Here is a 19,641-nt window from a genome sequence, read left to right on the forward strand (position 1 = left end):
AGTGTGCTGCATCACAACGTGAGGAGCTCGGGTTGCCGCATTCACCGCCGCGTACCGCGATCATCGGGGCAGGCATCAGCGGGCTGACTGCCGGCAAGATGCTCAAGGACTACCGGGTGCCCTACACCACGTTCGAGATGTCGGACCGGATCGGCGGTAACTGGGCCTTCGGAAACCCAAACGGGCACAGCAGCGCGTACCGGTCACTACATATCGACACGAGCAAGCATCGGTTGTCGTTCAAGGACTTTCCGATGCCGCAGCACTTCCCGTCGTTCCCGCATCATTCCGATATCAAGGCTTATCTGGACGCCTACGCGGACACGTTCGGGCTACTCGACGGCATCGAGTTCAACAACGGGGTGGTGCGCGCGTCCCGTACCGACGACGGCGGCTGGGAGATCGAGGACCAGGCCGGTGCCCGACGCGAGTTCGACCTACTCGTCGTCGCCAACGGGCACCACTGGGATCCGCGGCTACCAGATTTCCCCGGCGCCTTCACCGGCCAGGAGATCCACTCGCACCACTACATCGACCCGAACACTCCGCTGGACCTGACCGGCAAGCGGATCCTCGTGGTGGGCATCGGCAACAGCGCGGCCGACATCACCGTGGAGCTGTCATCCAAGTCGCTGCAGAATCAGGTCACCCTGTCGACCCGGTCGAGCGCCTGGATCGTCCCGAAATTCATTGCCGGACAACCGGGTGACAAGTTCTTCCGCACAAGCCCCTACCTGCCGCTGTCATGGCAGCGCAAGGCGGCGCAACTACTCGCACCGATGCTGGGCACCGATCCGACGGCCTACGGCCTGCCCGCGCCGAATCACAAGCTGTTCGAGGCCCACCCGACGCAATCGGTGGAATTGCCGCTGCGGCTGGGATCCGGTGATGTTGTTCCCAAGCCGAACGTGACCCGACTTGACGGCGACACCGTGCACTTCGAGGACGGCACCAGTGACGTCTTCGACGCCATCGTCTATGCGACGGGCTACAACATCACCTTCCCGTTCTTCGACCGCGAGTTCATCAGTGCCCCCGACAATCACATCCGGTTGTACAAGCGGATGTTCAAGCCGGGCTTCGATGATCTGGTGTTCATCGGTTTCGCACAGGCGATTCCGACGCTGTTCCCGTTCGTGGAATGTCAGGCCCGGCTGCTCGCCGCCTACGCGGTGGGCCGGTACGCGCTGCCATCGGTTCAGGAGATGGAGCGGGTGATCGACGCGGACCAGCAGCTGCACGCAGGCCATTGCACCGACCGGCCGCGACACACCCAACAGGTGGATTACTTCTACTACGAGCATGACATTCGCGCCCGTGAGTTGCCTGCCGGTGCGAAACGGGCCAAGGTCGCATGACTCCCGACGATGTCGGCTTCTACGCCGACGGCGAACAGTGCAGTGCGTGGCACTTCCCCGCGGTAGGAGACGGTTTCGCGGGCCCGGCGGGCCGTCCGGTGGTGGTGATGGCGCACGGTTTCGGTGGCACAAAGGACTCCGGGTTGCAGCCGTTCGCGGAGCGCTTCAGTGCAGCCGGCTTGGATGTGCTCGCTTTCGACTACCGCGGTTTCGGCGCGTCTGAAGGTCAACCGCGGCAGAGCGTTTCGGTGGACCGCCAGCTCGCCGACTACGCCGCGGCGGTCGGTGCGGCCCAGCGCTTGCCGGGCGTTGATGCCGGCCGGGTGGCGCTGTGGGGTTCCTCGTTCTCGGGTAGTCATGTGTTGCGGACGGCCGCGCGCTTCCCAGATGTGGCAGCCGTTATCGCGATGACCCCGTTGACCAGTGGGCTGGCCGCCAGCCGCGCTGCGGTGGCGCACCGTGACGTCGCGTCGGCGTTGCACTGGACGCTGGTGGGGCTCAAGAGTCGGTTGGCCGTTGCCGCCGGTGGAGCGCCGACGTTGATGCCGTTGGCTGCGCGCCCGGGCGAGGCGGGTGCGCTGGCGCTCGACGGGGCATACGACAGCTACGTGTCCATCGCGGGCCCCACCTGGCGCAACGAGGTCGACGCCGGCATCGGCATGGAATTGGTGCGCATCCGCACCGCTGCGGCAGCGAAGACCCTGAAATGCCCTGTGCTGGTTCAGATCGCCGATTTCGACCGGTTCGTCCCGGCGAACTCGGTGGTCAAGACCGCCGTGCAGGCCAGGGCCCAGGTACACCACTATCCGTGTGACCACTTCGACGTCTGGCCCGGACACGACTGGTTCGAGACCGCCGTCGAGCATCAGTTGGCGTTCCTGTCCCGGACGTTCCGCCCCGCCTGACCTCTGCTCGCGGGAGATAAGTTACGCGCGGTACAGCGCGGCAACGTCACCCGGCCGCACCTTCATCGCGGCATTGCGGGGGAGGACGTCGACGATCGCCACGGCGACGGGCACATGGTGACTCGGCAGCGCTTGGCGGACCAGACCTTTCAGATCGTGCTCAGCTGGGGTCGGCGCACCGCGTCGGAGTTCGACCGCTGCGAAAGGCACCTCACCGAGCCGGCGATCGGGCACCGCAACCACACAGGCGTCGAGCACCGAGGGATGTGAGAGCAGCACCCGGCGAACGGTTTCCGGCAGGATCTTGAACCCGCCCCGGTTGATGGCACCGTCACCGCGGCCATGCAGAGTGAGGAAGCCGTCCTCATCGATCGACGCCATATCGGTGGTGCGCACCCAGTCCGGACCGATGACTTCCACCCTGGCCTCCAGTAGCCCGACCACACCAGTGGGTACTTCGGTGCCGGTATCGGGATCCACGATGCGAACCCGGACGCCGGGCAATGGCCTGCCGACTGTGCCGGGCTTGTCCGCGCCATAGCGGCGATGCAGATCCGGCGTCCAGGCGCTCACCGACCCGGCGAACTCCGTTGCCCCATATGCCCATAACAGCGGTATGCCGTACCGCTTTTCGAACTCCGCGCGCAACTCGGGCTCCAGCGGGCCGGATCCGCCCGGCAGATACTCCAGGGACGCCAGATCTTCTCGAGGTACGCCAGCCTCCAACAGCATCCGGATGATGGCGGGCTGAACGCCGGTCCGTTTGATCCGAAAGGTTTTGACCGCCCGCACCCACTCGTCGACGGTGAACTTCTCCAACAGCACCATGCGTTTCCCGCTGTACGGAGCCGCCAGCAGCTGGCACACCCCGATGCTGCCGAACGGCCAGTACACCAGTTCGGGGGGATCGCTCGGATCGTTCGTCCCGCCGATCGTCATGCTGAGAACAGTGTGCGCCAGCACATGTGTGGCGACCGCGATGCGCTTCGGCGGCCCGGTGGTGCCGCTGGTCAGAATGTGCAGTCCTGCGTCGGCGATCACCGGATCGGTACGGGCGCCCCCGCGGGCCGCGGCCACGGTGACGTCGAGCGGATCGCCCGACAGGGCAAGGCCGGCCGATCCCGTTCGCTGGACCGCCGCCCGCAGTTCGGTTGTCCAGTCCTGGGGGTCGGCGAGAACCGCTGGTAATCGGAGATTCTCGACGTCGTGGGCGATCGCTGCCGTCGACTGGTACGAGTAGATCATCACCACTGGACGCCGTGCGGCGACGAAGCCAAGGATCGCCGCGGCGTGTGGCACGCGGTTGCGCACCACGATGCCGACCGGCTCGTCATCGGCGACGCCGGCGTCGCGCAGGGCGGCCGTTATCCGGGCGATGCAGCCCGTTATCTCGTTGCCGGAGAACCACTTCCGTTCGAACTCCAGGAACGGCCGGTCACCGTATCCGGCGAGTCCCGCCGCGAGGGTCTCGGCGAAGTCGGCCATGCTGCGCTAGAACTGCGTCGCGCCCAGGTCGACGGCGACCCGGCTGGCGGTGACGAACCGCGACTCGTCGCTGGCCAGCCAAACCGCCGCGTCGGCGATGTCCTCGGGTTCGGCGATGAAGTCGGGCAGGAACGGCGTGACCATGTTCATCAGCCCGGGATTGGTTTCATTGGCCCGGTTCAGTGCGGCCATCATGTCGCCGGTGCCCATCGGGGTGTTCACCGCGCCCGGGTGGAGGCTGTTCACCCGAATCTTGTGCTTTCCCAGCTCGGCGGCGAAGGCCCGGGCCATCCCGGTGACCCCGTGCTTGCTTGCGGTGTAGTGCACCATGAACGGCTGCATCTTGATGCCGGCGGCGGAGCTGATCAGGATGATCGACCCGCCACGGCCGCCGTCGATGATGTGCTGGGCGCCCGCCATCACGGTGTTCCAGGTGCCGGTGAGGTTGATGTCGATGACATCGCGGAACGACTCCGGGGTGGTTTCGTTCCACGCCTCGGGCACGGTGATGCCCGCGTTGGCGATGATGATATCGAGCCGGCCGAACTCGGCCACGCCCTTGTCGACCATGGTCCGCAGCGAGTCGAGGTCGCGGGTGTCGGCGGTCGAAGCGAGGATTCGCCCGCCGGTGGCCTCGACCAGGCGGACCGTTTCAGCCAGGTCTTCCTGCGTCGCAGAGTCGTACGGCACGCTCGGCGGCAGCGGTCCGGCCAGATCGATCGCGATGACGTCAGCGCCTTCTTTGGCCATCCGGACCGCATGCGCGCGGCCTTGGCCGCGAGCCGCCCCGGTGATGAAGGCGACTTTTCCAGTGAGCCGGTCGCTCATCGATTCTCCTTGATGTTGGTGTTTCGCTGGGCAGCCTTGACCAAACCGCCGCCGATGATGAGGCGCTGAATCTCGCTGGTGCCCTCGTAGAGGCGCAGCAGCCGGACTTCCCGGTAGATCCGCTCGACCGGAACCTCGCGCATGTACCCGGTGCCGCCGTGGATCTGGACCGCGAGATCGGCGACGTTGCCTGCCATTTCGGTGCAGAACAGCTTCGCCGCCGACGGGGCGATACGTCGGTCTTCGCCGGACACCCACTTCTGTGCGGCGTCGCGGACCAACGCCCGCCCGGCCAGGACCCCGGTCTGCTGGTCGGCGATCATCGCCTGCACCAGTTGGAAACTGCCGATCGGTTGACCGCCCTGAGTCGCGGCGGCGGCGTATGCCACCGATTCGTCTAGCGCCCGCTGCGCAGATCCGACGGCGAGCGCGGCGATGTGAACGCGGCCGCGAGCCAGCGATGTCATCGCTGCCCGATACCCCACGTCCTCGTTGCCACCCACCAGTGCGCCGTCCGGAACGCGGACGTCGGTGAAGCTGACGTCGGCGGTCCAAGCGCCCTCCTGGCCCATCTTGGCATCCTTGGTCCCGACCTCGACGCCGGCGGCGTCCGCCGGTACGAGAAACACCGCGATGCCCGGGCCGGCATCGTCGGCCGGGCGGGTCCGGGCGAAGACGACGAACAGATCCGCAGTGGGTGCGTTGGTGATGAAGCGCTTCTGCCCGGTGATGACCCAGCTGTCACCGGTGTTGATTCCCTGGTCGCTGCGCTCCTGCCCGCCGGTGTTGATTCCCCGGTCGCTGCGCTCCTGCCCGCCGATGCGAACGGCCTTGGTGCGCAGTCCTGCCGGGTTGGAACCGGCGCCAGGCTCGGTGAGTGCGAACGATGCGACGACGTCGCCGGACGCGATCCCCTCCAGCCACTGGGTCTTCTGCTCGTCGGTGCCGAAGCCGACCAGCACCTGGCCGGCAATGCCGTTGTTGGTACCGAACATCGAGCGCAGCGCCAGTGACGTGTAGCCGAATTCCATTGCCAGTTCGACATCTTGAGCAAGGTTGAGCCCAAGGCCGCCCCACTGCGCAGGGATGGCGTAGCCGAACAGGCCCATGTTCTTGGCGTGCTCCCGCAGGTCGTCGGGCACCGTGTCGGTCGCGAGGATCTCGTTCTCGCGAGGCACCACAGCAGTGCGGATGAAGCTGCGGGTCTGCGCCAAGATTTCCTGGAAATCGTCGTCGCCGACTTCGGCAGTTGCCACAGACAGAACTCCTTCGCCTCACTTGGCCCGCGGATCGCCAATATCGTATATGAAATATGATGACGGCTTAACGTGCCCCCGACGATCGAAGGACAGGTGATCAGGTGTCGTTGCTGACCGGTCAAACCGCGGTGGTGACAGGCGGTGCCCAGGGTCTGGGCCTTGCCATCGCGCAGCGCTTCATCGCCGAGGGGGCCAGGGTGGTGCTCGGCGACCTCAACCTCGAAGCCACCGAGGCCGCGGCCGGGCAACTGGGTGGCGCGGATGTCGCGGCGGCAGTGCGCTGTGACGTCACATCGGCCGCCGACGTCGAGGGTCTGGTCTCCGCGGCCGTGGAGCGCTTCGGCGGGCTTGACATCATGGTGAACAACGCAGGCATCACGCGCGACGCGACCATTCGCAAGATGACCGAAGAGCAGTTCGACCAGGTGATCGCGGTACATATGAAGGGCACCTGGAACGGCATCAAATCCGCCGCGGCCGTCATGCGGGAAAACAAGCGCGGCGCGATCGTGAACATGTCGTCGATCTCCGGCAAGGTCGGCCTGATCGGCCAGACGAACTACTCGGCCGCCAAGGCCGGCATCGTCGGGATGACCAAGGCCGCTGCCAAGGAACTCGCGCACCTCGGGGTGCGCGTCAATGCGATCCAGCCGGGTCTGATTCGCTCGGCCATGACCGAGGCTATGCCGCAACACATTTGGGATCAGAAGTTGGCCGAGGTGCCGATGGGCCGGGCCGGTGAGCCCGACGAGGTGGCCAAGGTCGCCCTGTTCCTCGCAAGCGATCTCTCGTCGTACATGACCGGCACCGTTCTCGAGGTCACCGGCGGTCGGCACGTATGAGCATCCGCGAAGCAGTCATCTGCGAACCGGTCCGAACCCCGATCGGTCGCTACGGCGGGATGTTCCAGTCGTTGACCGCCGTCGATCTCGGTGTCGCGGCGCTCAAAGGCCTGCTGGAGCGCACGGGTGTCTCGCCCGACCAGGTGCAGGATGTCATTCTCGGGCACTGCTATCCCAACAGCGAGGCCCCCGCGATCGGCCGGGTGGTCGCACTTGACGCCGGCCTGCCGGTGACGGTCCCCGGCATGCAGGTGGACCGCCGCTGCGGCTCCGGACTGCAGGCGGTGATCCAGGCCTGCCTGCAGGTGCGCAGCGGCGACAACGATCTCGTCGTCGCCGGCGGTACGGAGAGCATGAGCAACGTCGCCTTCTACTCCACCGACATGCGCTGGGGCGCAGCACGACACGGCGTGCGCATGCACGACGGGCTCGCACGGGGCCGAACCACCGCGGGCGGGCGGGATTACCCGGTGCCGGGCGGGATGCTGGAGACCGCCGAGAATCTTCGCCGCCAGTACGGCATTTCGCGCCGCGAGCAGGACGAGCTCGCAGTGCGTTCACATCAAAGCGCCGTGGCCGCCCAACAGTCAGGGGTATTGGCCGAGGAGATCATTCCGGTGACCGTGCCCACCCGCAAGGGCGACCAGACGTTCAACACCGACGAGCACCCACGCGCCGACACCACTGTCGAATCGCTGGCCAAGCTCAAACCCGTCCTGCTGAAACAGGATCCGGACGCCACCGTGACGGCGGGCAATTCGAGCGGCCAGAACGATGCCGCGTCGATGTGCATCGTGGCCACCGCGGAGAAGGCTGCGGAGCTTGGTCTGACCCCACTGGTGCGCCTGGTGTCATGGGGCTCGGCCGGCGTCGCGCCCAACATCATGGGCATCGGCCCGGTACCTGCCACGGAGGTGGCGTTGGCCAAAGCCGGCCTGCAGTTCACCGATATCGACCTGATCGAACTCAACGAGGCGTTCGCGGCTCAGGCGCTCGCGGTGACTAAGGAATGGAAGTTCGGGGCGGCTGATTTCAAACGCACGAATGTCCGTGGCTCCGGAATCTCGTTGGGCCATCCGGTAGGCGCCACCGGCGGGCGCATGCTCGCGACGCTCGCGCGGGAACTGCAACAGCGCGAGGCCCGGTACGGGCTGGAGACCATGTGCATCGGCGGTGGCCAGGGGCTGGCCGCGGTGTTCGAACGGTGTTCAGAAAGGGGTACAGCATCGTGACCAGACTCGCGCAGACGCTGGGGCTCACCGAGTTCCAGACCGAGATTGTCTCAACGGTAAGGCAATTCGTCGACAAGGAGATCATCCCGGCAGCCCAGGGGCTGGAGCACTCCGACACCTACCCACAGGCCATCGTCGACCAGATGAAAGAGATGGGCCTGTTCGGGTTGATGATTCCCGAGGAGTACGGCGGCCTGGGTGAATCGTTGCTCACCTACGCGCTGTGCGTCGAGGAACTGGCCCGCGGCTGGATGAGCGTCTCCGGTGTGATCAACACGCATTTCATCGTGGCCTACATGATTCGCCAGCACGGTACCGACGCTCAGAAGCAGAAGTTCCTGCCGCGCATGGCCACCGGTGAGACGCGCGGTGCGTTCTCGATGTCGGAGCCCGAGCTCGGATCCGATGTCGCGGCGATCCGCACGCGTGCCACCAAGCAACCCGACGGCGGGTACGTCATTGACGGCCAGAAGATGTGGCTCACCAACGGCGGCAGCTCCACATTGGTGGCCGCGCTGGTGCGCACCGACGAAGGTGCCGACAAGCCGCACCGCAACCTGACTGCGTTCCTTGTGGAAAAGCCCACGGGGTTCGGCGAAGTGCTTCCCGGGCTGGTGATTCCGGGCAAGCTCGACAAGCTCGGTTACAAGGGCATCGACACCACCGAACTGATCTTCGACGGCTACCGCGCCGGTGCTGACGACGTTCTGGGCGGGGTCACCGGGCAGGGCTTCTTCCAGATGATGGACGGCGTCGAGGTCGGCCGGGTGAATGTGTCTGCGCGCGCCTGCGGAGTGGGCATCCGCGCCTTCGAACTCGCGGTGCGCTATGCGCAGCAGCGCCAGACCTTCGGCAAGCCGATCGCCGAACACCAGGCCGTGGCATTCCAATTGGCCGAGATGGCAACCAAAGTCGAAGCGGCTCATCTCATGATGGTCAACGCCGCTCGGCTGAAGGATTCCGGTGAACGCAACGACGTCGCGGCGGGGATGGCCAAGTACCTGGCCAGTGAATTCTGCTCCGAGGTCACCCAGCAGAGCTTCCGGATCCACGGCGGTTACGGATACTCCAAGGAGTATGAGATCGAGCGGTTGATGCGCGATGCCCCATTCCTGCTCATCGGCGAGGGCACCAGCGAGATTCAGAAGAACATCATCAGCAAGCGGCTGCTGGCCGACTATCGGATCTGACCAGTGACCGTCCCGGATTTCACCGCGCGCCCACAGCTCGCCGAAGATGTGGCGCGGCTGATCAGGCGGCGGATCTTCGACGGTACTTACCCCGCCGGCAATTACATTCGGCTCGAACAGCTCGCGGCCGAGTTGGGTATCAGCGTGACGCCGGTGCGGGAAGCGCTGTTCGGGCTGCGGGCCGAGGGTCTGCTGACCCAGCAACCCAGGCGGGGCTTCGTGGTTCTGCCGGTCACCCGGCGTGACATCGACGATGTGGCAGGCGTGCAGGCGCACATCGGCGGCGAACTGGCGTCCCGCGCTGCCGGGCACATCACCGACACTCAGGTGATCGAGCTGGAACGTATCCAGCGCCAGCTCGAGGAGGCCTACGCGCAGGACGATCACGAGCGCGCCGTCAGGCTCAACCACGAGTTCCACCGCGGGGTGAACATCGCGGCGCAGTCCCCGAAGTTGGCGCAGGTGATGTCTCAAATCACCCGGTACGCATTGGAATCGGTGTTCCCGACGGTCGAGGGTTGGCCGGAGCAATCCACCCACGACCACCGTCGCGTGCTGGCCGCGCTCAAGGTGCGCGACGGGGAGAGGGCCCGCGCCGCCATGGCCGAACATCTGTGCGCCGCGTCGAAACCGTTGGTCGAGCACCTGGCCAAGCTGGGCGTGCTCGAGTAGGGGTGAGTAAGACCCGCGAGCAGACGCAGACTCGCACATTTCGGCACGAAAATGTGCGAGTCTGCGTCTGCTCGCCGAGAGAAAAGGGTGGGCAATGCCAGGAGTTCTCGACGGCATCCGGGTGCTCGACTACGGCCGGTTCATCGCCGCGCCGTGGTGCAGCGCGATCCTGGCGGATATGGGTGCCGACGTGTTGCGGGTCGAGAAACGCGAAGGCGGCGAGGACCGCTGGGTGCAGGCCGTCACCGAAGGCGGGGAAGGCGGCACCTTCCTGCAGTGCAATCGCAACAAGCGGTCGCTGACCCTGGATTCCACCACGCCGGAGGGCGCCGAGATCACCCGGCGCTTGGTGGCCCGCTCCGACATCGTCGTCGCCAATATGCCGGCCGCGGGAATGCGGGCCAGCGGGCTGGACTACGCAACGCTGAAAGCGGTTAAGCCCGACATCATCCTGGCCAGCGCCACGGCATACGGCGAAGGCGGCCCGTACAGCGATCGGATCGGCTTCGACGGGGCGGGTCAGGTGATGTCGGGTGCGGTGTACCGGCAGGGATTGCCCGAGCAGCCGATCCGAACGGTGGTGCCCTACGCGGATTTCGGTACCGCGCTGACGCTGACGATCGGCGTGATGATGGCGCTCTACCACCGGGACCGGACCGGGCAGGGCCAACATGTCGAGGGCGCGCTGCTGCCCACCGCGCTGATGTTGTCGAACGCGTTTTTGATCGAACGCGAGCTGTTGCAGGTCGACAAACCCAGGATGGGCAACCAGGGTGCCTCGGTGGCGCCATGCGATCTGTACCGCACGTCCGACGACGAGTGGGTGTTGCTGCAGGTGGCCGGGCAGCCGATGTTCAAGCGTTGGTGCCGCCTGGTCGGTCGGGAAGAACTTTTCGACGATCCGCGGTTCGCGGACGACGATCTGCGTTGGCAGCACGGCGACTTCCTCAACGACATCATGGGCACGTGGTGTGCGGACAAGACCAAGGCCGAGGTGCTTGAGCTGCTGGAGAAGGCGAGAATGCCTGCTGCTCCTCTACATTCGCCCCAAGATGTGCTTGACGACCCGCATGTGCAGGCGATGGGTTACCTCCAGCCGGTGGCGTTCCCCGGGGCATCGCGGGACGTGCCGATCATCGAAACACCCTTCCGGATGTCGGCGACGCCGGGCAGCATCCGGCGGCGGCCACCGCTACTGGGCGAGCACACCGATGAGGTGCTGGCCGAGGTCGGCTATAGCTCAGGTGAGATCGCGGGCCTACGGGACAGCAAGATCGTCTAGCACCGGGTTGAGATTGCACACAGGGTCGTCAAGTTCGTGAAACCACAGCCCTGAGCGCAATCTCAACGAGTCATCAGGATGGTGCGGAGCGCACGGACGTCGACCTTGCCGGTCGGCCCACGCGGGACGGCGTCCTCATTGTCGAGGAGCACCCACACCGTGGGCACTTTGAAGGAACTGATCGCGTCGCGAGCCGCGGCGCGCAGTACCTCGACCGAGGCCCCGTCACACACCACCGCCGCACCGACTCGATTGCCCTGGCTGTCGGGGACATTGGTGACGAATGCCGCGCGCACCCCGTCGATTCCGCGCAGCGCTCGCTGCACCTCGCTGGGATACACAGTGGCGCCGCGCACCTTGAACATGTCGTCGGACCTGCCGTGGTAGAACAGGAACCCGTCCGCGTCGAGACGGCCGAGGTCGCCCGTGGGGTAATACCCGTCGGCGGTGAAAACTTCCTCGCGGCTGCGCCGGCAGATCCCGCGCATGACATGTGGGCCCCGGATCTGGATCTCGCCGACCGAGCCGTCACCTACGATCCGCACCTCCATGCCAGGGAACGGCTTACCGCAACTGCCCCAGGCCGATCGGGGCATATCGGTATCGGCCCGATATCCGCAGTACGGTCCGAACGATTCGGTCATCCCGAAAAGCGAAGCCCGCGCACCGGGCCCCGACCGCAGGTGCGGTGGTAGCAGGGCCTCGAGGCTGCCCGGCTGCAGCGCTGAAAGGTCGGCGCCGCCAGCGTGGCGGGCCAACGCCTCGGCTTGGTCTGGCCAGCCTCGAAACAGTGTGACGCGTTCACGTTCCACCAATTTCAGGGTGGACTCCGGTGTAGGAATGGGCTCGGTCACCAACGTGGCACCGGCCAGCAGCGCCGACAGGATGCCTGCGCCGAATCCGCCCACCCAGAAGAACGGCATCGGTAGGTAAAGCCGGGTGTCGGCGGTGATACACCGCGCGTCCAGTCCGGATCGCACTGCGCCCAACGCATTTCCGTGGGAATGCACGACGGCCTTGGGCCGTCCGCTGCTTCCTGACGTGAAGATGATGACCAGCGGATCACTCGGCCGCACCCGGTCCGCGAGTGCGTCGATCGGATGCGATCCGCGCAGTGCCAATGCCTGCTCGGTGGTCCAGACCTGACGCAGCGCAGGTATGCCGGCCGGCGCGGGGTAGCGCCGCCCGCGGAACTCCTGGACTGAGATCAACACCTGCACCGAAGCGGTGTGAAGCTGCGAGGCCAACTCGTCGGGGGACAGCAGGGTGCTAAGCGGCACCAGGACGGCGCCGATCCGCGTGAGCGCGACGGCGATCCTGACCCAGTCGGCACAGTTCGGCATGATGAGACCGACCCGCGTGCCCTTGTTGACACCGGCTTCGACAAATCCTGCCGCGAGATCGCGGGTGCTGGAATCGAGTTCGGCGTAGGTGACCCGGTGATCGGGGTCGATCACCATAGGTTTCGGAGACGACGCATGCGCCCGGACCAGCGCATCGATGGTGTCAGGCACTGAACAGTCCGCGTAAGGCCGGCATGTCGATCTTGCCGCTCGACATCATCGGCAACTCGCCCGGACCAATCACCGCGAACCGTCTGGGTACCTTGTATGACGACAGTCGTTCCCGTAGCGCACGACGTACCGCGTCCTCGTCGAACGTGCCTGGATCGTCCGACACGATCACAGCAGCGACCACCTGTCCTCGGTCTTCATCGGGAAGACCAAGGACATGTGCGACAAGTCCCACTGCAGCCAGAGCCTTCTCAACCTCGCCGGGTGTGACGTTGGCGCCCGAGGTCTTGATCATGGCCCCGGCGCGGCCCAGAAAGTAGTAGAAGCCGTCGTCGTCGACGCGCACCAGATCGCCGGTGTGGAACCAGCCGTCGGCGTCGAAGCACTCCTCGCGGCTACGCCCGTAGTAGCCCTGCATGAGATACGGACCCCGGATACACAGTTCACCTGAGTCCAGAATTCTCGTCTCGAAGCCGGGGGCGGGCCTGCCGTACGACCCTCGCCGATGTTCCGGCTGATCGCCGTCGTCGCCGTCGATCAGCACGACACTGCCCGCTTCGGTCATGCCCAGCATGTTGTGCCGAAGTTCGGGGTCGGCGGGCCGGGTATCGGCGGCCATGATCGGGTACAGGTTGCCGCGGCGGGCCGAGAACTCCCGGCTGCGGTAGCTGGGATGACGGGACAGATGGGCGACGCCTGCCGCGAAACCATTGGTCACTGTGGGCTTCTCGGCATCCAGTAGGTCGAGAACGGCTCCGGCGTCGGTGGCGTTCGAGCAGATCAGGGTGGCGCCGGCGGTGAGCGTGGCCAGCAGCCCGAAGGCGAACCCACCGACCCAGAAGAACGGCGAGTTGCAGAACAATCTGTCAGCTGCGGTCAGCCCGCGGATCCTGTTGAGGTTGCACTGATGGGCCAGCAACGCGGCATGGGTGTGCACCACGCCTTTCGGTGCCCCGGTGGATCCCGAGGTGTAGATGATCGCCAACACGTCGCAGCCGTCGACATCGGCTTCGAGCCCCGACACGTTCGGCTCGTCGGCGCCGGGCAGGTCGAACAGCACGTGGCGCAAGCACGGAGCGTCGCCGACATCCGCTAGCCGGTTCATGTAGTCGTGGTTGCGAAAGTGCCGTGCCGACAACATGATCCCGACATCACCGGCGAGCAGCTGAGTCCGCATCTCGGAAGCGGTGAGGAACGTCGAGAACGGCACCACCACGGCGCCGATCCGGGCGGCCGCCAGCATGGCCACGACGAAGTCCACCCCATTGGGATAGAGCAGGCCGACGTGCGTACCTTTGCCCGCGCCGAGGGCAACCAGCGCGCGGGCTACCCTGGCCGAGCGCGCCTCGGCATCGGCGTAGCTGATCCGCTGGTCGTCACAGATCAGCAGTGGGTGATCTCCTCGGCTGCGGAGATCATCGAGCAATCCGGCCAGCGACTCAGCCACCAGTTGCGAAGTGCTCTCGGACGGCGCCGAGATCCGCCTTGCCCGAAGGGGTTCGGGGGATTGTCTCGACAATGGCGATCTGGGTGGGGATTTCGTAGCGGGCCAATCGCCCCCGCAGGTATTCGGTCAGGTCGCCCGGGGAGGTCTGCGTTCGTAACTCGACCATGGCCACAGGCGTCTCGCCCAGACGCTCGTCGGGCATTCCGACCACGGCCGCACCGCCTACCGCGGGATGGCTCTCGAGCGCAGTGCGGACATCGTCGGGCATCACCTTGAACCCGCCGCGGATGATCGCCTGGTCGGCGCGCCCGAGAATCCACACGAACCCGTCGGCGTCGATGCGGGCAAGGTCGGTGGTGCGTACCCAATCTGCGTCGGCATCGAATTGCGCAGGCTTCACCTGCAACAACCCTTGCTCGTCAGGGCCGAGCGGGTTGCCGCCGTCGTCGACCACCCGCAGTTGCGCGCCGGGATTGGCCCGGCCCACGCTGCCGCGCTTGTCTTTCCAGTACTCCTTGTGATCGGCCAATGTCCAACCGGCCACGCCGCCGCCGAATTCCGTCGCGGCATAAGAGGTCAGCACCGGAATGCCGAACTTCTCGGTGAACGCGTCAGCGTCGTCGGCCGAAAGCGGCGCGGTGCCGGAGGTGACCGCGCGGACACTGGCCAGATCCGCCCGGGTGAGGTCGGAATGAAGCACCATCCGCAACGCGGCCGGCACCAACGACACCGCGCGCGGTTGGTGTTCGCGCACCGCATCGGCCCAGCGGCGCAGGTCGAATTTCGGCAGCAGCACGAACGGCCGCGCCTCGGCGATGCACAACAGCACCCGGAACACCCCGCCGACGTGCACCAGCGGCGAGTTGACGATCGCAACTCCGCGGCGCAGTTCGGTAGGGGCAGGGGACTTCTCGGGATCACGGCCGATGACGCTGCGCGCCAGCATGTCGTAGGTGAGGTCGACCCGTTTCGGCGGGCCGGTGGTGCCGCTGGTCAGCATCCACACCGCGACCCCCGGCCGGCCTGCGTCGGGCACGGGCGCTTCGGCGGCGTCGACCACCGGTGCTGTGTCGAGATCGCCGATGGTGACGGTTGTGGTCGAATCCGATGGCGTGGCCAGAGTGGCGATATCCTCGGCGAGGCCGATGATGATGGGCAAGGCCAGCGCCTCGATATCGGCCCGGGTGCGGTCGTCCCCGCGGGACGGGTTGATGACGACGACGGTGCCGCCGGCCTCCAGCACACCCAGTAGCGCGGCAACGTGCGCCGGCTGGTTCCGCAGCATGATCCCGACGCGCGCGGTGCCGGCCACTTTGCCGACCTGGCGGGCCAGCCCGGCGAGCTGCCCCCAGGTGGACCACTGGCCGTCGTACTGGATTGCCCGCGCGGCGGCGTCGAGAGCCAGCACGTCACCGATGCGCTGTGAAAGGGGGTGGAGCATCAGCGGATCCGTGGTGGGTTCTTGCGAATGTCCAGCGTGGCGAGTTCGGCCTTGGCGATCGGATTGCCCAGCCGGGTGTAGATCAGCCCCTGATCCATCGCGGCCCGGTAGGGCTTGTCGAGGGATTCCCAGATCGCCTTGACAGTGCCCTGGGTGGCGGTCGGCGGCTTGGCGGCGATGATCGCCGCGATCTCCTGCGCGCGGGCCCACAACTCGTCACGGGCCACCACTTCGGTAACCAGGCCGATCCGGAGGGCGGTGTGTGCGCCGACCCGTTCGTCATTGCCCATCAACGCCATTCGCAGCGTGTCGCCGAGACCGACCCGGCGCATCAAACCGATCGGCTCCAGCGCGGACACCAGTCCGGCACTGACGTGCGAGTCGAAGAACGTCGCCTCCTGTGAGCAGATCACCACGTCGGCCTCGTTGACGAAGTACAGCGCACCCGCAGTGCACATGCCCTGCACGGCGCAGACCACCGGCTTCCACATCTTCTGCCACTTCGGGCTGAGCAGCTCACCCGGATCCTCGTGATTCCAAACGATATTGGGCTGCCCGTAGCGGGACTTGACGTCGAGCCCCGCGCTGAATGCCCGGTCACCCGCTGCGCGCAGCACCACGGCATTGATGCCCTCGTCGGCCTTGATGGCGTGCCAGACGTCGCGCATCTCCTCGCACATCGTGCGGTTGAACGAGTTGAGCGCCTCGGGCCGGTTCAGCGTGACCGTGGCGACGTGGATGTCGTGGTCGAGGTCGAGCAGGACCGTTTCGAAAGTCATTTGCATTTCCAATCGGGTGCCCGCTTCTCCACAAACGCCAGCGGACCTTCCTGGGCGTCCTCGGTGCGGACCACCCGCTCGCGGAACGTCTCGGCCAGGATCTCACCCTCCAGCAGCGGCAGGTCGAGGGTCTTGTGAATCGCCAACCGTGTTCCCCGAACTGCCAGGGGCGCATTGGAATTGACGATGTCGGCGATCTCGTGGGCCCGTTGAAGAAGGTTGTCGTGTTCGATGACCTCGGTGATCATGCCCAGTTCGTAGGCCCGCTCCGCGCTCATCCGTTCGTGTTTACCCATCAACGCCATGCGCAGCGCGACCGAACGCGGCAGCGCGCGAGCCAGACGCACCATCTCGCGCGCCGCGACCAGGCCGATGCTGACGTGCGGGTCGAAGAACGTCGCCTTGTCGGAGGCGATCACGATGTCGCCGGTGGTCACCCAGTCCAGTCCCGCGCCGCAGCAGATGCCGTTGATGGCCGCCAATACAGGTTTGGCCATCCGGCGAAATGGCGGAGTGCCCTCCTGCGGCGCCTCCCACTGGTCGTAGGTGGACAGGTAGGGCCGTTCGTAGATGACCCGGCCGTCCTCAGGGATCTCCTTGACATCGGCGCCCGTACAGAACGCGCGGCCGGTGCCGGTGACGATCATCAACCAGATGTTGTCGTCGTTCTCTGCTTCGTCGTAGGCGGTCCGCAGTTCGTTGACCATGTGCGGGGACAGCGCATTGAGCGCCTCAGGGCGGTTCAGCGTGATGGTCGCCTTGTGCCCGTCCACCTCGTATTTGATGGTGTCGTACCTGGATGTTCCGGCAGGAGCAGTCATGTTTTCCTTTGCTTATCGGCCTTGGAAGTCCGGATCGCGGCGTTCTCGGAATGCCGCCAGGCCCTCTTTGAAATCACCGGTACGGCAGGAGAGTTCGAGGTTCGACAGTTCTTGGTTCATCGACTGGGGCAGGGTGGCGTGCTGGCCGTAGGCGATGGCCTGTTTGGCCAAGCCGATCGCGACGGTGGGTCCATGGGCGAGGCGGGCCAACACGTCCGCTGAGGCGGCGTCGACTTCGTCGGCCGGCACCGCACTGTGGATCAGCCCCCAGTCGGCGGCCTGTTCTCCGGTGACCTTTTCGCCGAGCAGCAGCATGCGTTTGGCCCTCGCGATCCCGGCCAGCCGGGGCAGCAGCCACGTGGCGCCCGAGTCCGGGCTGAAGCCACGGGATATGAACGGCTCCCAGAATGTCGCGCCGTCCTCGGCGATGGTGAAGTCGGCGGCCAGCGCGATATTGCAGCCCAGGCCCACGGCCCAGCCCCGAACCGAGCACACCACCGGCAGCTGGATCGAAGCGATCAGTTCGATCACCCGGTGTGCGGTGTGCGGTATGCGCCGCAGCAGATCACCGGTACGGGGCCGCTGTCCGGTGCTGTTGGTGGCCACCCAGTCTGCCCCGGTGCAGAAATCCGCGCCCGCTCCCGCGATCGCGATCGCGCGCAGTGAGTCGTCGGTGGCGGCGGCCGTGAGAATCTCGACAAAGCTGTCGATCATGTTGTGACTCAGTGAATTCCGTCGACCAGGACGGTCCAGGACAACACGCAGAATCGCACCGTCGCGGGTCGCGGATACCGCCTCTTCGCTCTCCATCAACCCGCCTCCAGATCCATACAGTTGCCCATACAGTAGACGATGCGATTACTATCCTGTACAAGTTAGCAAGGAAAGGCCGTCGACGGAACAGGGGAGGCCAGGTGCCGGCACAACGGATACGGCAACCTCGGGTCGCCGACATCGTCGCGTCGAAGCTGCGTGACGACATCCTTTCCGGTCGGCTGCGCGAAGGTGACATCCTGCCCACGCAGGAAAGCCTGTTCCAGGAGTTCGGCGTCAGCCCACCGGCGTTGCGCGAAGCCATCCATCTGCTAGAGAGCGACGGGTTGATCTCGGTACGCCGCGGCAACATGGGCGGGGCGGTGGTGCGGCAACCGTCGGCGGAACGTACCGCTCACATGATCAGCATGGTGCTGCAGGCCCGCGCGGCCACCCCGGCTGATGTCAGCGAGGCGCTGCTGCACCTCGAGCCGATCTGCGCGGGGATGTGTGCGGCCCGAGCCGACCGCGTCACCGAGGTGATGCCGTACCTGCAGGCCGAAATCGAGATCCAGACAGCGCAGTTCGACGACACATCGCAGTACGTGCCGAATGCGCGCAGGTTTCACGAGGCGCTGGTGTCCCGGTGCGGCAATGAACCGATGATTCTGTTGATCGGCTCGCTGGAGTTGATCTGGTCGACGCACGAGTCCTCGGTGTGGACCGGAGAGGACGGCGCCGGGATGACCGCCAAGACGATGCGCGCAGCGTTGGCCGACCACCAGCGGCTGCTCGACGCGATCACCGCGGGCGATTCGGCCCGGGCGGTCAAGCTGGCCGCCGACCATCTCACCGCGGCACGACGCTCCACACTGGCCGCCGGATCCGACAAAACCATTGAAGCGAGGCTGATTTCGAATGACCGATGACCGAGTGCTATTTCAGGTTGACCAAGACAACCGCATAGCCACCATCACGCTCAACAACCCGAAACAGCGCAACTCGTACGACGCCGCGATGCGTGACGAGATCGCCCGGTACCTGGACATCGTCGCCGACGACGACGATCTGACCGTGGTGCTACTGCGCGGTGCCGAGGGGGTGTTCAGCACCGGGGCTGACATGAACAATGCCTACGGCTGGTACGGCGATGAGCGCTTGCGCGAAGAGCAGAGGGCTGGAGGAGAGAAGGAAGCCGCGCAACAGAAATCCCGCCCCAGCCAGCGGCGTCGGCTCACGGTGGATCGTAAATCGTTCAGCTTCTACCACAACTTCATGGGTTTTCCGAAGGTCACCGTCGGTGAGATCAGCGGGTACGCGCTCGGCGGCGGATTCGAAATGGCTTTGATGACAGACATTTCCGTGATCGCGCGGGATGCCAAGATCGGGATGCCCGCGACCCGGTTCCTCGGGCCGGCGCTCGGCAGCCTGCACATGTTCTTCCACCGGTTGGGGCCGGTCCTGGCCCGGCGGATGCTGCTGACCGGTGACATCATCGAGGCCGGTTCGATCGAGCACCTCGGGATCTTCACCGACACCTGCGACGCCGCACAGGTGCAGGCCCGCGCGCAGTACTGGGCGCAGAAGGCCGCGAAGATGCCCGCCGACGGAGTGGTCATCGCCAAGGAGGCCTTCCGGCTCGTCGAGCAGAGCCAGGCCTATCAGGGCGAAGAGGTGGCGAGCTACATCTTCCATGCCTACGGCACGAACCTGCAGTTCTCGCCCGGGGAGTTCAACTTCGTCAAGACCCGTGCCCAGCACGGGACAAAGGAGGCGTTCCGGCTGCGTGACGAGCACTTCCACGTACCGGAGCCGCAGTAGCGGGCCCGCTAC

General features: G+C 65.9%; 18 protein-coding genes. 9 read left to right on the top strand and 9 right to left on the bottom strand.

Annotation, left to right across the window (positions count from 1 at the left end):
* The first annotated feature begins 32 nt into the window (after nucleotides 1-32).
* A complete protein-coding gene (locus ABQF30_RS05625; protein ID WP_448461788.1) occupies nucleotides 33-1,358 on the top strand; it encodes a flavin-containing monooxygenase in 1,326 nt (441 codons plus the stop codon).
* Nucleotides 1,355-2,263, top strand: coding sequence for an alpha/beta hydrolase (locus ABQF30_RS05630; protein ID WP_448461790.1), 909 nt, complete (start codon nucleotides 1,355-1,357; stop codon nucleotides 2,261-2,263). Before ABQF30_RS05625 ends, ABQF30_RS05630 begins: the two co-directional genes overlap by 4 nt.
* A 21-nt stretch (nucleotides 2,264-2,284) precedes the next feature.
* On the opposite strand, the gene ABQF30_RS05635 is transcribed toward ABQF30_RS05630, so the two are convergent.
* Genes ABQF30_RS05635 through ABQF30_RS05645 form a run of 3 tightly spaced genes read right to left on the bottom strand, consistent with a single transcriptional unit; the run spans nucleotide 2,285 to nucleotide 5,832 of the window.
* On the bottom strand, nucleotides 2,285-3,748 hold the full coding sequence (locus tag ABQF30_RS05635) for a class I adenylate-forming enzyme family protein (protein WP_448461792.1): 1,464 nt from the start codon (nucleotides 3,746-3,748) through the stop codon (nucleotides 2,285-2,287).
* 6 nt (nucleotides 3,749-3,754) lie between these two features.
* The gene (locus tag ABQF30_RS05640; RefSeq protein WP_448461794.1) at nucleotides 3,755-4,576 is read right to left on the bottom strand and encodes a mycofactocin-coupled SDR family oxidoreductase; all 822 of its coding nucleotides are present in this window, start codon (nucleotides 4,574-4,576) and stop codon (nucleotides 3,755-3,757) included.
* Nucleotides 4,573-5,832: an acyl-CoA dehydrogenase family protein gene (locus tag ABQF30_RS05645; protein WP_448461796.1), complete on the bottom strand. Its 1,260-nt coding sequence runs from the start codon at nucleotides 5,830-5,832 to the stop codon at nucleotides 4,573-4,575. The genes ABQF30_RS05640 and ABQF30_RS05645 overlap by 4 nt, the downstream gene beginning before the upstream one ends.
* A 104-nt stretch (nucleotides 5,833-5,936) precedes the next feature.
* Between ABQF30_RS05645 and fabG the strand changes: the two genes are divergently transcribed.
* The 5 genes from fabG (at nucleotide 5,937) to ABQF30_RS05670 (ending at nucleotide 11,053) form a co-directional block, all read left to right on the top strand.
* Entirely contained in the window at nucleotides 5,937-6,677 is a 741-nt protein-coding gene (gene fabG / locus ABQF30_RS05650; protein WP_448461798.1) for a 3-oxoacyl-ACP reductase FabG, read from the top strand.
* On the top strand, nucleotides 6,674-7,909 hold the full coding sequence (locus ABQF30_RS05655; RefSeq protein ID WP_448461800.1) for an acetyl-CoA C-acetyltransferase: 1,236 nt from the start codon (nucleotides 6,674-6,676) through the stop codon (nucleotides 7,907-7,909). The genes fabG and ABQF30_RS05655 overlap by 4 nt, the downstream gene beginning before the upstream one ends.
* On the top strand, nucleotides 7,906-9,099 hold the full coding sequence (locus ABQF30_RS05660; RefSeq protein WP_448461802.1) for an acyl-CoA dehydrogenase family protein: 1,194 nt from the start codon (nucleotides 7,906-7,908) through the stop codon (nucleotides 9,097-9,099). The genes ABQF30_RS05655 and ABQF30_RS05660 overlap by 4 nt, the downstream gene beginning before the upstream one ends.
* A gap of 3 nt (nucleotides 9,100-9,102) precedes the next feature.
* Nucleotides 9,103-9,771: a GntR family transcriptional regulator gene (locus tag ABQF30_RS05665; RefSeq protein ID WP_448461804.1), complete on the top strand. Its 669-nt coding sequence runs from the start codon at nucleotides 9,103-9,105 to the stop codon at nucleotides 9,769-9,771.
* Nucleotides 9,772-9,865: 94 nt separating this feature from the next.
* Entirely contained in the window at nucleotides 9,866-11,053 is a 1,188-nt protein-coding gene (locus ABQF30_RS05670; RefSeq protein WP_448461806.1) for a CaiB/BaiF CoA transferase family protein, read from the top strand.
* Between the two features lie 62 nt (nucleotides 11,054-11,115).
* On the opposite strand, the gene ABQF30_RS05675 is transcribed toward ABQF30_RS05670, so the two are convergent.
* From ABQF30_RS05675 to ABQF30_RS05700, 6 genes are read right to left on the bottom strand one after another with little or no spacing between them, the layout of a single operon-like run.
* Nucleotides 11,116-12,567, bottom strand: a complete 1,452-nt coding sequence (locus ABQF30_RS05675; RefSeq protein WP_448461808.1) for a class I adenylate-forming enzyme family protein — start codon at nucleotides 12,565-12,567, stop codon at nucleotides 11,116-11,118.
* Nucleotides 12,560-14,014 carry a class I adenylate-forming enzyme family protein gene (locus ABQF30_RS05680; RefSeq protein ID WP_448461810.1) on the bottom strand — a complete coding sequence of 485 codons (1,455 nt, stop codon included), beginning with the start codon at nucleotides 14,012-14,014 and terminating at the stop codon, nucleotides 12,560-12,562. The genes ABQF30_RS05675 and ABQF30_RS05680 overlap by 8 nt, the downstream gene beginning before the upstream one ends.
* Nucleotides 14,007-15,455: a class I adenylate-forming enzyme family protein gene (locus ABQF30_RS05685; RefSeq protein WP_448461811.1), complete on the bottom strand. Its 1,449-nt coding sequence runs from the start codon at nucleotides 15,453-15,455 to the stop codon at nucleotides 14,007-14,009. The genes ABQF30_RS05680 and ABQF30_RS05685 overlap by 8 nt, the downstream gene beginning before the upstream one ends.
* Entirely contained in the window at nucleotides 15,455-16,234 is a 780-nt protein-coding gene (locus ABQF30_RS05690) for an enoyl-CoA hydratase/isomerase family protein (protein ID WP_448461813.1), read from the bottom strand. The genes ABQF30_RS05685 and ABQF30_RS05690 overlap by 1 nt, the downstream gene beginning before the upstream one ends.
* Complete coding sequence (locus tag ABQF30_RS05695) at nucleotides 16,231-17,055, bottom strand: enoyl-CoA hydratase/isomerase family protein (protein ID WP_448461815.1); 825 nt, start codon at nucleotides 17,053-17,055, stop codon at nucleotides 16,231-16,233. The genes ABQF30_RS05690 and ABQF30_RS05695 overlap by 4 nt, the downstream gene beginning before the upstream one ends.
* Nucleotides 17,056-17,067: 12 nt before the next feature.
* Nucleotides 17,068-17,865 carry an enoyl-CoA hydratase-related protein gene (locus tag ABQF30_RS05700; RefSeq protein WP_448461817.1) on the bottom strand — a complete coding sequence of 266 codons (798 nt, stop codon included), beginning with the start codon at nucleotides 17,863-17,865 and terminating at the stop codon, nucleotides 17,068-17,070.
* Between the two features lie 104 nt (nucleotides 17,866-17,969).
* Here ABQF30_RS05700 and ABQF30_RS05705 point away from each other — a divergent pair, with 104 nt between their 5' ends.
* Together ABQF30_RS05705 and ABQF30_RS05710 are read left to right on the top strand one after the other, a co-directional pair.
* Nucleotides 17,970-18,737 carry a FadR/GntR family transcriptional regulator gene (locus ABQF30_RS05705; protein ID WP_448461818.1) on the top strand — a complete coding sequence of 256 codons (768 nt, stop codon included), beginning with the start codon at nucleotides 17,970-17,972 and terminating at the stop codon, nucleotides 18,735-18,737.
* Nucleotides 18,727-19,629, top strand: a complete 903-nt coding sequence (locus tag ABQF30_RS05710) for an enoyl-CoA hydratase/isomerase family protein (protein WP_448461819.1) — start codon at nucleotides 18,727-18,729, stop codon at nucleotides 19,627-19,629. Before ABQF30_RS05705 ends, ABQF30_RS05710 begins: the two co-directional genes overlap by 11 nt.
* Nucleotides 19,630-19,641: the final 12 nt, after the last annotated feature.

The organism is Mycolicibacterium sp. XJ870, assembly GCF_053483975.1.

Coding starts and splice junctions, on each gene's coding strand:
- ABQF30_RS05630 (WP_448461790.1), top strand. CDS start 1,355: ATGACTCCCGACGATGTCGGCTTCTACGCCGACGGCGAACAGTGCAGT.
- ABQF30_RS05635 (WP_448461792.1), bottom strand. CDS start 3,748: ATGGCCGACTTCGCCGAGACCCTCGCGGCGGGACTCGCCGGATACGGT.
- ABQF30_RS05640 (WP_448461794.1), bottom strand. CDS start 4,576: ATGAGCGACCGGCTCACTGGAAAAGTCGCCTTCATCACCGGGGCGGCT.
- ABQF30_RS05655 (WP_448461800.1), top strand. CDS start 6,674: ATGAGCATCCGCGAAGCAGTCATCTGCGAACCGGTCCGAACCCCGATC.
- ABQF30_RS05670 (WP_448461806.1), top strand. CDS start 9,866: ATGCCAGGAGTTCTCGACGGCATCCGGGTGCTCGACTACGGCCGGTTC.
- ABQF30_RS05685 (WP_448461811.1), bottom strand. CDS start 15,455: ATGCTCCACCCCCTTTCACAGCGCATCGGTGACGTGCTGGCTCTCGAC.
- ABQF30_RS05690 (WP_448461813.1), bottom strand. CDS start 16,234: ATGACTTTCGAAACGGTCCTGCTCGACCTCGACCACGACATCCACGTC.
- ABQF30_RS05695 (WP_448461815.1), bottom strand. CDS start 17,055: ATGACTGCTCCTGCCGGAACATCCAGGTACGACACCATCAAATACGAG.
- ABQF30_RS05700 (WP_448461817.1), bottom strand. CDS start 17,865: ATGGAGAGCGAAGAGGCGGTATCCGCGACCCGCGACGGTGCGATTCTG.
- ABQF30_RS05710 (WP_448461819.1), top strand. CDS start 18,727: ATGACCGATGACCGAGTGCTATTTCAGGTTGACCAAGACAACCGCATA.